Origin of the sequence: Streptomyces sp. NPDC052020 (assembly GCF_040680575.1) — a bacterium.
Lineage (GTDB): Bacteria > Actinomycetota > Actinomycetes > Streptomycetales > Streptomycetaceae > Streptomyces.
Genome location: NZ_JBFAWY010000057.1, coordinates 17,710 through 31,838, shown reverse-complemented (window position 1 = coordinate 31,838; position 14,129 = coordinate 17,710). Strand labels below are relative to the sequence as shown.

12 protein-coding genes and 5 pseudogenes are annotated in these 14,129 nt (G+C 68.0%); 14 read left to right on the top strand and 3 right to left on the bottom strand.

Annotated features, from left to right (window positions below):
- Positions 1–471 (top strand): hypothetical protein (locus AB0L74_RS33215; protein ID WP_365660811.1); only part of this gene is annotated, 471 nt, incomplete at its 5' end.
- 91 nt (positions 472–562) lie between these two features.
- Here AB0L74_RS33215 and AB0L74_RS33210 read toward each other — a convergent pair.
- Positions 563–1,068 (bottom strand): annotated as a pseudogene (locus tag AB0L74_RS33210) (DUF6233 domain-containing protein).
- An 88-nt stretch (positions 1,069–1,156) separates the two neighbouring features.
- A complete protein-coding gene (locus AB0L74_RS33205) occupies positions 1,157–1,417 on the bottom strand; it encodes a hypothetical protein (protein WP_365660808.1) in 261 nt (86 codons plus the stop codon).
- A gap of 594 nt (positions 1,418–2,011) precedes the next feature.
- Here AB0L74_RS33205 and AB0L74_RS33200 point away from each other — a divergent pair.
- The 12 genes and pseudogenes from AB0L74_RS33200 to AB0L74_RS33145 form a co-directional block, all read left to right on the top strand.
- The gene (locus AB0L74_RS33200) at positions 2,012–2,248 is read left to right on the top strand and encodes a hypothetical protein (protein ID WP_365660805.1); all 237 of its coding nucleotides are present in this window, start codon (positions 2,012–2,014) and stop codon (positions 2,246–2,248) included.
- Positions 2,245–3,591, top strand: a complete 1,347-nt coding sequence (locus AB0L74_RS33195) for a DUF87 domain-containing protein (protein ID WP_365660802.1) — start codon at positions 2,245–2,247, stop codon at positions 3,589–3,591. The genes AB0L74_RS33200 and AB0L74_RS33195 overlap by 4 nt, the downstream gene beginning before the upstream one ends.
- Positions 3,592–3,716: 125 nt before the next feature.
- Complete coding sequence (locus tag AB0L74_RS33190; RefSeq protein ID WP_365660799.1) at positions 3,717–4,016, top strand: hypothetical protein; 300 nt, start codon at positions 3,717–3,719, stop codon at positions 4,014–4,016.
- Entirely contained in the window at positions 3,916–4,239 is a 324-nt protein-coding gene (locus tag AB0L74_RS33185) for a DUF6545 domain-containing protein (RefSeq protein WP_365660796.1), read from the top strand. The genes AB0L74_RS33190 and AB0L74_RS33185 overlap by 101 nt, the downstream gene beginning before the upstream one ends.
- A 13-nt stretch (positions 4,240–4,252) precedes the next feature.
- Entirely contained in the window at positions 4,253–5,440 is a 1,188-nt protein-coding gene (locus AB0L74_RS33180) for an amidohydrolase family protein (protein WP_365660793.1), read from the top strand.
- A 424-nt stretch (positions 5,441–5,864) separates the two neighbouring features.
- Positions 5,865–6,201 (top strand): annotated as a pseudogene (locus tag AB0L74_RS33175) (hypothetical protein); the annotation flags it as partial.
- An 89-nt stretch (positions 6,202–6,290) separates the two neighbouring features.
- Positions 6,291–6,512 (top strand): annotated as a pseudogene (locus AB0L74_RS33170) (helix-turn-helix transcriptional regulator); the annotation flags it as partial.
- 393 nt (positions 6,513–6,905) lie between these two features.
- Positions 6,906–7,634 carry an ATP-binding protein gene (locus AB0L74_RS33165; RefSeq protein WP_365660814.1) on the top strand — a complete coding sequence of 243 codons (729 nt, stop codon included), beginning with the start codon at positions 6,906–6,908 and terminating at the stop codon, positions 7,632–7,634.
- Entirely contained in the window at positions 7,631–8,224 is a 594-nt protein-coding gene (locus tag AB0L74_RS33160; RefSeq protein WP_365660790.1) for a hypothetical protein, read from the top strand. The genes AB0L74_RS33165 and AB0L74_RS33160 overlap by 4 nt, the downstream gene beginning before the upstream one ends.
- 167 nt (positions 8,225–8,391) lie before the next feature.
- Positions 8,392–8,889 (top strand): HNH endonuclease signature motif containing protein, encoded by a 498-nt coding sequence (locus tag AB0L74_RS33155; RefSeq protein ID WP_365660787.1) that lies wholly within the window; start codon positions 8,392–8,394, stop codon positions 8,887–8,889.
- Positions 8,890–9,181: 292 nt separating this feature from the next.
- Positions 9,182–9,685 carry a hypothetical protein gene (locus AB0L74_RS33150; RefSeq protein ID WP_365660784.1) on the top strand — a complete coding sequence of 168 codons (504 nt, stop codon included), beginning with the start codon at positions 9,182–9,184 and terminating at the stop codon, positions 9,683–9,685.
- A gap of 86 nt (positions 9,686–9,771) precedes the next feature.
- Positions 9,772–10,305: pseudogene (locus tag AB0L74_RS33145) on the top strand (helix-turn-helix domain-containing protein); the annotation flags it as partial.
- A 25-nt stretch (positions 10,306–10,330) separates the two neighbouring features.
- Here AB0L74_RS33145 and AB0L74_RS33140 read toward each other — a convergent pair.
- Positions 10,331–10,840 (bottom strand): annotated as a pseudogene (locus tag AB0L74_RS33140) (reverse transcriptase N-terminal domain-containing protein); the annotation flags it as partial.
- A gap of 1,340 nt (positions 10,841–12,180) precedes the next feature.
- Here AB0L74_RS33140 and AB0L74_RS33135 point away from each other — a divergent pair.
- Positions 12,181–12,801, top strand: a complete 621-nt coding sequence (locus tag AB0L74_RS33135; RefSeq protein ID WP_365660781.1) for a helix-turn-helix transcriptional regulator — start codon at positions 12,181–12,183, stop codon at positions 12,799–12,801.
- The last annotated feature ends 1,328 nt before the right edge of the window (positions 12,802–14,129 follow it).

Genomic DNA, 14,129 nt, shown 5'->3' with positions numbered 1-14,129 from the left:
GTCGCCTCCGACCGGTTCGACGGGGACCGATTCGTGCTGTCCGTCGGCGTCCTGGAGGGAGCGGCCTCCGTCATCGGCCGTCTGGCCGCCGAGATAGAAGAGCCCGCAGACGGCGGGGGCGAGACCGTCAGGGTGCTGTTCCTGCCCGGATGGGAGCTGGACTACCTCGGGCAGGTCCTGGCCGCCTTCCGCCGCGCGCAGGCCCGCGAGCCCGAGGCCGCCGACCTGCGCGAGCTGCTCGACGACCTCGGATACGGCCTCGACCGCACCGTCGAGCAGATCACCGAGGACCTGCAGCGTGTCGCGGCCATGCTGATACCGGACATCCCGGCCGTGCGCACGCTGGCCGCCGCGGCACTCCACCCACTCGGCCTGCCACCCGGCCACGCCGGGCCCCCGCCCGACGCGGATGCCGTGCGTGAGGCGTTGGAACAGGTACGGGCCGGGTGGGCCGCGGCCGGCGTCCGCTGACCGGGCGCCTTCTGGCCGCCGCGAGCACGACGGGCCTGCCGGGGGGCGCCCCCAGGCCCCGGAGATGACCGGCGTTCCGTACCACGGCGGGTCAGGAGCCGGCGATGTGGTCAAACCCGCTCAGCATCGGCGTCAGCTCCTGAGCACACCCGCACAGCGTGCACAACCGCGTCCCCGGGTTCTCGGCGACGTCCAGCGCGTGCTCCAGATCGAGCAGCGGCGCGCCCTGCGGAGCCTCTTCGCAGTCCGGCGCGTGCAGCACACCCCGGGCCGGACCCCGCCCCCCATGCACCTTCGCCAGCACCCAGCCCGAAGGCCGGCGCTCCCCGAGCACCTCGCGGACCACCGACGTCGGCGGCGCCGACGGGAGAGGCTCGGTGGGGACCTGGTCGTAGTCGACGCCGCCGACCGGCCGCACATGGCCGGAAGCCCGGACCCACACCCGGTACTCCGCCGCCTCCACCCCGCCGTCCTCAAGGTCCCGGTACGACGGCAACCCCACCAGGTACAGCCGCCTGTCTCGGTCTGCCGCCGCCTCCACAGCCGCGCCACGACCTCCTGCTCCGAGTGCCCGAGCAGCGGGTCGGCGGGCAGCATGACCCGCACCGGCACCGGCTCGGCTGCGTCATCGGAGAGTGTGGTCACGACCCCACGGTAAGCACCGCCGGCGCCAGCTTGATGGACGTCACCGCTCGGGAAGCTTGAGGCGAAGACGGTCCATCGCCTTCTTCACGTCGCCGAGCTGGTCGCCCAGCACCCGCATACGCCAGTCCAGGCGCTCCATCCGGGCGACGGCCGCCAGCGAGGCGAACGTCTGCGCCATCTGCGCCGCGCCCGCCTCGCCCGCCAACGCCTTCTTGACGTACCGGGCGGCCATCGCCTCGTACTGCTTCGCGCGCTCCACCGCGGCCTTGAACTCGGGCGCGTCGTCGTCGTGTTCGGTCATGCAGCCTCTCCCCGGTCGGTCTCTCCTCACCGTTGTACCGACCGCGCCGCACAGGCGGAGCGCTGGCGGATTTTCCGGCCGGAAAGTCGTCCACAGGCTGCCGCTCCCGGCCCGCGAATCGCCGGAATCTATCCACAGGCCAGCGGCCGTAGAAGGGATGTGTCCGCTTCCGGGTGTGAGGTGCCTGGATGCACACCGAAAGGGCACGGCCGATGGCACAGACGAAGTTCGACAAGCAGCTGGAGAAGGAAGCTGACTCCCTCGCGCGCGGGATCGGCCGGGTCCTGGCCGGCCGGGACCTGGACGGGGTGAAGCGCACCGATGCCACGTTCTGGCGCGCGGGCACCCGGGTGCTGCTGAAGGTGGAGGGCAAGGTGCGGCGCCGCTCCTACAAGCCCGGGTGGTGGCGCTTGTCCTTCCACGTCGTGCTGGGGGCCGGGGTCGCAGAGAGCGGCTACCTGGCCACCAAGGACCTGGACGCCACCGTGCAGACCGTTCAGGAGCTGTGGGAGAACCGGGAGGCGGCGCTCGCCGCACTGGAGCCTGGCGGGATCGGCGCGGCCTCCGTCCTGACCGTGGGCAGCCGCCGCGTACATGGTCCTCACCCGCGAGCGCCGGGAGCTGATGCGCGAGTGGGTCCAGCCGCTGCACGACGCGATCCACCGGCCGCTCGGACTGGCGGAGCAGACCGACCCGCGCCGCTACCTCCACGTCCCGAAGAACTTCAGCGACGACGACGCGGAGATACGCATCGACCTGCCCCGTCATCTGGGCTTTTCCCGCGACGTCGTCGCCGACCTCATCACCCAGAAGCTCGCCCTGGAGGCGTGACGTTCTCCTGGCACCCCGAGGGCCGCAAGCCGTACGTGCTGGTGAAGAAGACCCGCAAGCCTCCGGCGAAGGCCCTCCTCACAGACCCCAAGACCCGGGAGCTGGTAGCCAAGGCCAAGGAGTCCGCGCCGATCATCGGGTTCGGCGCCGGCGGGCAGATCGTCTCCGTCGACCTGGACGCCGAGTCCCCGCACATCCTGGTCAACGCGAGTACAGGCGGCGGCAAGTCGGTGACCCTGCGGTGCATCGCCTGCCAGATGCTCCACCACGGCTCGCGCGTCATCGTCCTCGACACCAAGCGGATCTCCCACCCGTGGGCCCACGGCATCAACGGCGTCACCTACTGCCGCGACATCGCCGACATCCACGACCAGCTCATCGCCCTCGGCCTGGAAGGCCGGCGCCGCACCCGCGTCGCCGACGAACTGGGCATCGACGCCGACCCCAAGGCTATCGGCCCGCGGCTGCTGATCCTCCTCGAAGAGGTCAACGCCACGATGAAGGTGCTGGCCCGTTACTGGGAGAAGATCCGCGAGTCCGGCGACCCGAAGGTCTCCCCGGCCATCGACGCGCTCAACGAGTTCCTCTACATGGGCCGCCAACAGCGCATGCACGTCCTCCTGGTCGCGCAGTCCGCCACCGCCCGCGCCCTCGGAGGCCCGGAGGTCCGCGAGCAGTTCTCCACCCGCATCCTCGCCACGTACAGCGTCAATGCCTGGCGGATGCTCGCCCCGGAAGTTCACCCGGCGCCGAAGTCCACCAAGCACCGCGGCCGCGCTCAGGTCGTCTCCGGCGGATCCACGCGCGAGACGCAGATCCTGTTCTTCACCGAGCCCGAAGCCCGCGAGTGGGCCACCACCGGCAAGACGGCCGCCGACGGCTCCGTCCCGGTGCAGATGCTGGGGCCGCCCGCTGACTCCCTCGCCGACACCCCACCCACCAGCACCGGCGAACTCCCGCCCGCCTCCGAGCCGCCCACGGGCGGAGTCCGGTCCGCTGACGCCCGGAACCCGGCTACCGCGTCCGGCGGGCTCGCGGCCAACGCCACGGCGACGCCGCCGGCGACCCCGGCCCCGGCCGTGGTCGACGACGACCAGGCGGTGGGGCTCCGCGAGGCAGCCAAACACCACCTGCTCGGCATCACCCTGGCCGCGCTGCGCTTCGCCCGCGCCAACGACTCCACCTCCCCCGGCCACGGCGGGCAAGCGCGGCGCCGAACTTCTCTACCGCGCCCGCGACCTCAAGAAGTGGGCCCGCAACCGGCCGCGCGCCGCCACCGGCACCACCGACCTCGACTGACCACCAAGCGGGCCGCGGGTCGGAAATCCGACCCGCCCCGCTGATCCGGACCGCAGGAATATTCGCGGGATCTCCACGCAACCGCCGGGCCGAGGCGATTCTTGACGGGAGCAACGACGGGGAGCTGCTTCTCCGGAAACTACGCACCACCGACACCGAGGAGAGACACATGGGGCGGGTCAAGGCACGCAAGGGGGAGACGTCGGGCGTACGTCCAGCTCGTGTCGGAGAAGGCGACGCGGTCCGGAACCTGCTTGCGGAGGTGGCCCGGGATCAGGAGGACCGGACGCTGCTGGCGGCGTCCTGTTATCTCCTCGACAGCGGGGTCGACACGGCCCGGTTCGCTGAGCTGTTCCGCCTGCTGGTCTTTGAGCGGCGCCGCACACTGCTGGGCGCGGTGCTGGTGCAAGGCGGCAACCTCGGTTCGAAGCCGGGCGACCACTTGGCTGAGCTGGAAGCGCACCAGTAGCCCCTACCTGGCGCTGGAGGCGGCCACGGACGATACCAGCACGCCGCTCCCACCCGAAGTCGCGGCGCGTCATCTGCGCAGCGCGCTGCGGGCGTACACCTCGGGTGGCGACGCGCCGTCACAGGCGGTCCCGGTCGCCCTGCCCGAGAACGACGGCAGTGGACTGGAGGACGACGTGAAGCAGTTGACCCGGCTCTCCCGAGCCCTGACCGCACATTCCTGAACGAGAGGTACCGATGGACAGCCTGATTTCGGCCGGGCGCGTGGTGACCGGCCCGTACGGGCGTGTGCTGGAGGACGGAGCGGTGCTGGTCCGAGGCGGCGTCATCACGGACGTCGGACCGAGCGCCGAGGTGGAGTCCCGTGCCCCCGCCGGCATCGCCCGCCACGTCCATCCGGAAGGCACGCTGCTGCCGGGGCTCGTCGACGCACACGTCCACCTCGCTCTGGACGCCGGACCCGACCCGGTTTCCGCACTGTGCGAGGCGGACGACACCAGCGTCGCCGAAGGCATCGCGAAGCGGGCGCTCGGTCTGCTGGACGCAGGCGTCACCACCGTGCGGGACCTGGGGGACCGGAACGGACTGGTCACCGCGTTCCGCGACGCCGTCTCGGTCGGCCGCGCGCCCGGCCCCCGTGTCCTGGCGGCCGGCACTCCCCTGACGGGACCGGGCGGGCACTGCTGGTTCCTGGGCGGGGAGGTCTCCGGGGAGAACGCCATCCGGGAACTGATCCACCGCAACGTGGAGCAGGGAGTCGACCTCATCAAGGTGATGGCCACTGGTGGCGGGATCACCAAGGGGGGGCCGCCGATCTGGGCACCCCAGTTCGCAACCGCAGAGCTCCGCGTCGTCGTAGAGGAGGCGGCGCGCGCCGGACTGCCGGTGGCGGCACATGCGCACGGCACCGCGGGCATCGTCGCGGCGGTGAAGGCCGGCGTGAGCACGATCGAGCACTGCACATGGATCGACCGGGACGGGTTTCGGCTCCTCGACGACGTCGTCGACGAAATCGTCGACCGGGACATCCGGGTCTGCCCGGCGGCCAGTCCTGACTGGCGCGGCTTCGCCGAACGCTTCGGCGCTGAGCGCGCGAAGGAAATGTTCGACGGAATCCGCCGGATGCGCGAACGGGGGGTGCGGCTGCTCACTGGTACGGACGCGGGCGTGAGCCGTGCGGTCTTCGACGACTTCGTGTCCAGCCTGGAGTTCTTCGCCTATCTGGGCTGTACGCCGACGGAAATCGTCGACCTGGCCACCTACGAAGCGGCGGATGCGCTCGGACTGAGCGAGGTCACGGGCCGTCTTCTCCCCGGGCTCCGGGCGGACCTTCTGATCGTCGCGGGTGATCCGCTACGTGATCTCCAGGCACTCCGACGCGTCCGACTGGTGATGGCGGACGGCCATCTGCACGTCCGACGCTGAGGACGTGGTGACGTGTACCGCCACGGTCTGTCTGTCCGCCAGAGACCTTCCGTCGCCCGAGGAAGCGCAAGCGTCTGCGGAAAGCCGCCGGACTGAGCTAGGAACACATCGCGAAGGCTTCATGGGAGCGTCCGGTGCCAGGTTCAGCCGCAGTCGTCCCGGTTGATTTTCAGGGAGCGGGTCTGGTCGTTGAGGTTGTAGCTGCGCAGGTCGTGGATGGATCCGCCGCTGCGGGTGACGCACACCCAGCGGCCGGTGGGGTTGCGCTTTTCGTAGACGCGGGCGGTGCGGTCGAGTTGTTGCGGACCGAGCTGCCGCGGTCCCGAATCGCGGAGGGCAGGTCCTTCACGCTGCCGTCCGCAGCCCGGCGCACCCAGGGCTGCCCGCCGAAGTTGATCTCGGGGTAGAGGCAGACGACACCGCGATGGCCGCGGCCGGCCAGGGCAACGTCCTCGCCTCCCGCCTGATCCACCGCGCCCACGCCCAGGCCGGCTGGTACCTGTACGCCCCCGCGTGTGCGCTCGTGGAAGCCCGACCGTGCCCGCCCGGGCACGGCGGAGCACCTGGCCGCGCTGCCGGGCATCACGGTCCTCGAGCTGGACCTCCCGGCCGCTCTGGCTGTGGCCCGGCATGACACCTGGGCGGCGGCGCATTGCCAGTGCGCGGCCCAGCCGACCCCGGACCGCCCCGACGGGGCGGTCATCGCCACTACCGCGCCCGGCCGGTGGATCGGTGAGCCGGTTCGTGTCCTGGACCTGACGGCCGTGATCAGCATGGTGTCTGCCCTGATTGGACTTCTCGTCGTGTTGGCACCTCGGTCGAAGTCCCAGAGCGCCCGACGAGTTGATCGATGGAGCGCCACGTTGAGGCATCGACGGCTCCAGTTCGCAGCTTGAACGATGTGGCGCGACAGCTTGATCTGTCGCGCCGCCAAGCTGAACTCTCCTATGGGCAGCTGTCCATGATGACCGGGTACGGCAAGTCCACATTGCATCGAGCCCTGACTGGTAAACGCTGCCCGTGGGAAGTCGCAGAGGCGATCGCGCGTGCGTGCGGGGCAAAGGTAGAAGAAATAGAAGATTTGTGGCTTTCGGCGCAAGGCCGTCCTTCGCCGGTGCCGGCACGACCTGACCCTCAAGCAATTAACACGTGGAGGGACCTGCGCTCGGCAATGCAAGTGCTGCTGGCTATAAGCGGGCTAACCTTGCGGAAACTTGAATTGCGGGCAGGTCTGGGGAGGTTACCGAAAACCTCGGTGAGCGAGGTTCTCCGGGGTAAGCGTCAGCCTCGCGAGGAAATGCTGCTTTCTTTCGTTCAAACGTTGGATGGAGAAAGTGATCTGTCTGCGTGGTCGGCGGCCTGGCGGAGGGCTCGCGCCAGTCGCGGTACCGGCTGGACGCGGTCGCACGACCCGGTACTCCTCACACCATCTCCCAGAGTTCTAAGTGCTCTGGGGGACATCGACATGAGCGAGACGAATTGTTTCGCCGAGCTAGTGGATAACGCCATTGACGCCTACGCGGCAGAAAACGAGTCGCTGGGAGAAGTGTCTAGGGTATCGATCGATTTTGAAAAGGATGCCAAGCAGCGCCGGCAGGACAAAGTTGTCATCCGGGACAACGGCCCAGGGATGGACTACGAGACTCTGAAGCGGGCCGTGACACTCTCTTGGGTGGGGGGCGCCAGGCAACAAGGGTTGGGCCTGGGCTTCAACATAGCCACCGCACGGCTAGGGCGGCACATTACAGTCCGAAGCGCCAGGGTTGAGAGCCCTGCGTGGACGGTACTTACGATCGACCTCGCAAGCATGAGCCGAAGTGGTGGATGGGACCTACCGGTAATGACGCAGGAAAAGATCGAGTCGGACGATCACGGCACCGAAATCACGATCAGAGGCATGCGGGAACCTTGGCGATCGTCCAAGGGAGACATGCTGCGCAGGAATTTGGGAGATCTGTATAGCTATCCGATCCGATCGGGCAAGCTAGTGATCGAGGTGAACGGGCGTCGGGTGCAACCCCGCCGACCCTGTGTCTGGGGGGAAACCCGCTCGGTGTCTAGGCGCAGAGGAAATGTCGGCACTATGGTGAAGATAGACGTTCCACTTAGCGATGCCGCGCTGTGCCTCGGCTGCCAACACGTCAACCTTCCTACGTGGAAGTCTGTTCGGAGTGCGGAGATACCAATCTCGTGACACAGCGGCGGAAAATTTGGGGATGGATTGGCGTCCAGCGTTATACTCACTCGACTGATTACGGGATCGATTTTCTATGCAACGGCCGGAAAATCCTCAGGCGCGACAAGAGTCTCTTTAGCTGGCAAGATCCGGATTCGTTCACCACTGTCCTGGAGTATCCCTTGGAACTGGGCAATCAAGGACGGATCGTTGGCGAGGTTCACTGTGACCATGTCCCCGTGACTTACAGAAAAGACGACTTTAATCGTGACAGCATCGAGTGGCGACAAGTTGTGAAGATCGTGCGAGGCGAAGGCCCTTTGAGGCCGCTTTATCGCCAAAAGTACGGTTATCCAGCGAATGGTAGTCCACTCTCCATCATCTACGGCGGTTTTTATCGTAATAATCCGGGTCTTAAGTGGCTAATTCCTGGCGATGGAATGAGGGCGATTCATTCGCAGGCTGCCGAATGGGCTCGCCTCTTCCATGCCGGAGTGCCGGAGTATCAAAGTGATGAAGCGTGGTACCAGGCTGCTCAAGCGCATGATCAAATGCGCATATCTGGCAGATCCGGCCCGGATCCTTCAGGTCCTGTGACGGGTGGGTAACTCAGCGTCGAATGGTGACTTCAGTGTGACTGAGCCTTTCATTTGGCGAGTGAGGGCGCGAGTTGGCGGCGAGGGCGCTCGATAGGGTGTGCAGGACAGCAATGAGGCGAATGCCTGACATGGAATAGCGGAGGTACCAACTGAACAGAAGGCGGCGACGCTTCCGAGTGTGGGAGTGGCTGTGTGTCCTCACGGCGAATGGGGGACGTTGCGTTTATTGCAACGGAGCGTCGCAGACGATGGATCACGTGATCCCGTTCGCGGAAGGGGGAGCTGATGAGCTATGCAACCTGGTGCCAGTGTGCAGAACGTGCAATCGCAGCAAGGGCGGGAGGACGCCTGTTGAGTGGCTGATCAGCATGGACCTACGCACCCGCTGGCACGGCAATGGCACTGCTCAGAAGTGCGATGTGCGAGGCGTCAGCCTCCGCGACATGTACTTGTCTGCCCATGCTGAGGTACTCCAGCTCCTGGACGACCTGGACGCGGTGGCTGCAGAGATAGCCGAACCGAAGCGTAGGTCGTGGTTCATCTGGGCGACGTACTGGAACTACCCCGATCGCGACTGGGGGCCGAGCTACTTCCGTCAACTCTTCGCCGACCGGATACAAGAGGCGAAGTCGGCTGGCTGGCCTGACCGGCGGCCCACTTACTTGCGGAAGTGAGCCGGTGGCGTCCGCCACCAGTCGGCAAGCCGGCTGCTTCGGGTAATGCTGCGCATGTAGAGCGGTTGAGTTGGCGAGACGCACCAACTCAACCGCTCAGCCACAGTCGAGAGCAGCCTCAGGAGTCGACCGCGACACTTGTCAATCACCGCAAAGGGTGGCATTCGCAAGGTTCCTCATCGAGACATGGGCCCCGGAACAACGCAACACCACTCTCCGCCTTGAACCTGACGAAAGAGACATGACCAGCGCGGGACACGCGCACTGCTGAAATAAGCTGGGCCACACACCCGTGCTGGGATTCGGCCTCTACGCGGCCATGGTGGCGGCCTCCGCGCTGCTGCACTGCTACTTCTGGGTGCGGCTGGTCCGCGACACCACACGCCCCGGAACCCGCGCCCGCAGGTGGGCCACCGGCGCGGTGCTCTTCTCCGGCGTGCTGGCTCCCGCCGCCCGCATGCTGCTGCCCTTCCTCGGCCCGCAGAACGGGCGGTGGCTGGCCTGGCCAGGCTATCTGCTGATCGCCGTACTGCTGTATCTCCTCACCGGCCTGGCCATGGCGGAACTCCCGCGCTCCTACGCGGCGTTGAGGATCCGCCGGGCCGAGCGGGCGGCACCGGCACCGGCGCCCACCACTGAGCCGGTGGACCGGACGGTCCTGGGGCACGGCGCTCGCGGTGGCCGCAGGCAGGATCACGTCCCCCAGGACGTCCTGGCTCTCGCGGGCCGAGAGCACGGCGCAGGCGTCCAGGTTTTCCACGGGCCCTCCAGCCTCATCGGCTTCCGCACTCGCTAGATCGTTCCGCCAAGACCATAGCCGCGATGAGCAATCCACATGCAATCCAGCGTGAAATTCAATGAGCGATTGAGGTATGGTGTGGTATGGAGGTGGGCTCTGTGCCCACTGAGAACGAGCTGTTCAGCGCCGTCGATGCACTGCTGGAAGAGGTCGCCCAGGACGACCTACCGCCGCCTGAGGAGCGCAAGCGTCTGCGCGAAGCCGCCGGACTGAGCCAGGAACAGATCGCGAAGGCCCTGAAGAGCCGACGAGAGACCATCGGGAACTGGGAGGCGGGCGTGACCGAGCCGCGGCCGCCCAAGCGCGCCGCCTACGCCCGACTCCTGGAGGGCCTCGCCGCACGCTTCCCCGCCCCGCCCGCCGACGCGCCCGCCACTGCCCCGGCGCCGACGGTCCCGGAAGCGTTCACCAGCCCGGCCCCGGCAATCGAGCCGGTTCCGGCGCCCGCCGGCGCCCCGCCGTCGCGTCCGGCGGCAAGCAGCACCAGGCCGTCGGCGTCGTCGCGGCGTCCGGGTGCGAAGAAGGCGGCGAAGCGGCCGGCCACCACGGCGGCCACGGACGGGCGGTTCGAGAACGGCCCGCTGGCCGTGGTCGACGTCGATGACGACGGCCAGGTGTCAGACGCTTCGGGTCCTTGCCCTTCACCGTCCAGAAGATCGCCGTGATCGCGTCCTGGCAGCTGCGGCCCGGCCGGAAGCCGTACGACCTCGGCTCGAACCGCGCCTCCCACTCGGGCTCCAGCGCGTTCTTCACGCGGGCCTGGAGCACCCGATCACGGATGACCGGGATCCCGAGCGGCCGTTGCTTCCCGTTCGCCTTCGGGATGAACACCCGCTTGACCGGCCTGGCCCTCCACGGGGTCGACGACCGATGGATCTCGGCCGCCAGCCGGCCCCTCGCCTGAGGGGTCAGAGCTGTCTCTCCGTCGATGCCGGCCGTCTCGCGGCCACCGCTCAGCTGCGTCACCCGCTTCACGCTGACCAGCGTGTTGCTGCGGCTTCGCAGCATGAGCTTCTGCAGGTTGCGGACCTTCCTCAGGTCCCCGGCCTGCGTCGCCTTGAAGATCCTCTGCCTCAGCCGCCGTACGTTGTCCTCGCACTCGACCCAGTCGATGCCGTGCCAGTCGAGGTCCCCGCCCTCAGGTCCGTTCACCGCGGTCGCCGAGAGACCGGCCGTGACCGTTGCCCCCACTTCGCGCCCCCAGTACCTAACTTGTCCATCAGTTCCGACGTCCTTGGAGGAGAGCCTTCACAAGCTCACCAGACCCACGTGGGCTCCCTTTCGGGCCGGGCCACCAGGCCCGTATCCGGCGGGTTGTTCCGGGCTGGACGAAGGTTCCAGCACTCCCGGGTTTCCCCTGGCCTTTCGGCCGACCGGCGTTCGCTTCTTGGGTCTTCCTTCTCCCGCCGAGGAGTTGAGCCTTCCTCGCGGTCGGCCTACCGGACAGGCGTGCTGTCCGGACCTCGACGGGGTTGCCACGTTCCGCACCCGTGAGATGCGGCTGGGGCGGGCGCCCCTTCTACTCCGGGACCGGCGGTATCCGCTTCCTGGACTTCGGATCCAGGTTCGCCTGGTGCCTCGCAGCACCGGGTCCTGTGACTGCCGCCCGCATGCCATCGCGCAGTCTTATCGTCACGGAGCTTCATCAAGGGGTTCACTCTCGTTCGCCCGTCCAGCCTTCCCCTCACCTGTGGCTCCCCGATGGCCGGGTCGCTCTTGGGCTTGAACGCTCAGCTTCACACCCCGCCGTTGCCAGCGACGCATGTGAGCGCGGGGACGAGTCCGGATACAGACTCGGAGTTCGACCAGGTGTCCACCCCCTTCGTTGGGTCTCACTCACTCACCGGGAGCGACCTCGTGTCGCACCCGAAGCACGATAGTTGTCACCAAGGCAGACGTATTGTCACAGGACGTCCGGGCAGGGGCACGCGGGGCTGTTCGCTGGGGTTGCTGGGCAACTCAGGCAACTGCAGGAGCCCAGGGCCTGGTGCCATCGTCGACAAGGCGCGCCGCGCGGTGCTGGGGCTGGTGTACCGGGTGCGCGAACGCCCCTATGCCCCCAGGCGCCGGCGTCGGTCGCGGCCGGCAGCCGCCCGGTGCCGAGCGTGGCACCGGGCGCTGGGAAACGTGGTTGCCTCAAGATTCCCGACGCAGAGCCGACCCTGACGAGTTGATGAAAAGTTACTGGGGGGATGTCAGGGGCGAGTCCGTCTGGCGACGGATGCCCTGAGCGCCTGCCAGGGCGGAGATTGGTCGCCATGCGAATTCAAGCGGTCGTGAAGACCAGCGTGCCTCTTGCCCTTTGCCTGGTCATCGCGGCGGGGGCTGCCGCCTCTGCCGCGCCTTCCGCTCCGCCCTCGCCCCTTGCTCATGCGGGTGTGCGGTTCGAGTTGCCGGAGTCGACGGGACCGCAGCCTGTCGGGAGCACCGAGCTCCATCTCGTCGACAGTGATCGGCGAGACCCCTGGGCCGCCGACAGGGCCCGGGAGCTGATGGTCAGCATCTGGTATCCGGCCCGTCGGGCGAAGGGGTATTCGCGTCAGCCGTACATGCCTGCCGGCGTCGCGCGTTCCGTGGACGAATCCGGCTCCTTCAATCTTGCCGAGCCCGGCCAGGTGGACTGGGCTGGCATCCGCACGGAGGCGGCCGCGGTTGCCCCGGTCGACCACCGTGAGGGCCGGCCTGTCGTGCTGTACTCACCGGGCTTGAAGGTCTCCCGGACGCTCGGCACCTCGACAGCGGTGGAGCTGGCAAGCCGCCCAGGCCGGGAGGCAAGCATGAAACGCAAGGTCGGCTACACGTGGCGGCTGCGCGAGGTCATGGCCCAGCACCAGATCTTCACGGCGACCGAACTGGTGCCGCTGCTGCGCGAACGCGGCATCGACCTGTCCGCCTCCCAGGTTCATTGGCTGGTCTCCGGCACCCCCGAACGCCTGTCGTTGCAGGTCATGGCCGCGCTCTGCGACATCCTGTCCTGCACCCCGGCAGACCTGGTGGCCACCACCGCCGAAAACGCCGGCGTCCGCAAGACCGCCACCGGTGACCTGCCCGCCCCGTCCGCGAACGTCGCGAAGCTGCGGCCCCGCGCCGCCCGCATCCTGCCCGACGCATGAGCCGCACTTACGCGACCGACGAGCAGTACGAACGCTGGTTCATGGCCGAGTGCTGCCGCTGCGGCCGCCGCAAGCACAAGGCCGGCCACTGGCCCGATGGATACGTCTGCCGGAACTGCTCGGACCGCGCGGTCCGCACACGCGGCACCTGCCCAGGATGCGGCCAAGACCGTGCCCTTCCCGGACTCCGCCCCGGCGACGGCGCCGCGATCTGCACGACCTGCGCCGGCTTCTCCCAGTCCTTCGGCTGCTCCCGGTGTGGCTTCGAGGGCAAGCTCCTGGGTGGACGGCTCTGCGAACGCTGCACGCTCACCGACCGGCTCACCGCCCTCCTCGACGACGGCACCGGTCGGGTTCGCCCCGAGCTGGTCCCGCTGTTCGACCTGCTGGTGGCGATGGACAAGCCCAGCAGCGGGCTGGCCTGGCTGGCCCTGCGCCGCGACCAGCCGGGAAACGCCTCGCAGAGACTGCGGCAGCTCGGCCTCGGCCAGATCCCGCTGACCCACGACGCCTTCCACGAACTCCAGCCCTGGCGGTCAGCAGCTCACCTGGAAGAACTCCTGATGGCAAGCGGCGTCCTGTCTGCGGTCGACAAGTACATCTGCTCCTTCCAACGCTGGCTCCACGGCCATCTGGCCGACATCGAGGACCCCGAGCACGTCACGACGATCCGGCTCTTCGCGACCTGGCGCGTCCTGCCCCGACTGCGGTCCCGCGCCGAACAGAGTCACATCACACCGAGCGTCCGCCGCTTTGCCGCCGATCAGGTCAAACACGCGACTTCCTTCCTCCAGTGGCTCGGCGAGCGGAACACCACCCTCGCCTCCTGCTCCCAGATCGACATCGACGCCTGGTGGGCAGAGAACAGCGAGCACGGCCGCACCTGTCTGAGGGCCTTCCTCAACTGGGCCATGCAGAGCCGCCATTGCCGACGCTCGGTCTCCATACCCGCGATGAAGACCACCCGGCGAGCCCCGCTGAGCGAGGACGAGCGTCTGGACGCCCTGGGGCGGCTGCTGGCCGACCAGGAGATACCAATGCACCTTCGCGTCGCCGGCGTCATCGTGCTCCTCTACGCGCAGCCTTTGACCCGGGTGGTCCGGCTCACCGTCGACGACGTGGTCCGGGACGGAGACGCCGTACTTCTACGGATCGGGGAACCGGCCTCACCCGTCCCTGCACCGCTCGCTTCCCTGCTGCTGGAGCACATCGCGAACCGCGGCAACATGGGCACTGCCACCAACCCGGCCTCCCGCTGGCTTCTCCCCGGCCGTCGCGCGGGCCAGCCGTTCCGCCCCGACCACCTGTCCGCGCTCCTCAACAAGATC

What these genes read in the sequence shown, in the direction of transcription:
- AB0L74_RS33205 (WP_365660808.1), bottom strand. Translation starts at nt 1,417, where the DNA reads ATGACCGAACACGACGACGACGCGCCCGAGTTCAAGGCCGCGGTGGAG.
- AB0L74_RS33200 (WP_365660805.1), top strand. Translation starts at nt 2,012, where the DNA reads ATGGTCCTCACCCGCGAGCGCCGGGAGCTGATGCGCGAGTGGGTCCAG.
- AB0L74_RS33190 (WP_365660799.1), top strand. Translation starts at nt 3,717, where the DNA reads ATGGGGCGGGTCAAGGCACGCAAGGGGGAGACGTCGGGCGTACGTCCA.
- AB0L74_RS33180 (WP_365660793.1), top strand. Translation starts at nt 4,253, where the DNA reads ATGGACAGCCTGATTTCGGCCGGGCGCGTGGTGACCGGCCCGTACGGG.
- AB0L74_RS33165 (WP_365660814.1), top strand. Translation starts at nt 6,906, where the DNA reads ATGAGCGAGACGAATTGTTTCGCCGAGCTAGTGGATAACGCCATTGAC.
- AB0L74_RS33135 (WP_365660781.1), top strand. Translation starts at nt 12,181, where the DNA reads ATGGTCAGCATCTGGTATCCGGCCCGTCGGGCGAAGGGGTATTCGCGT.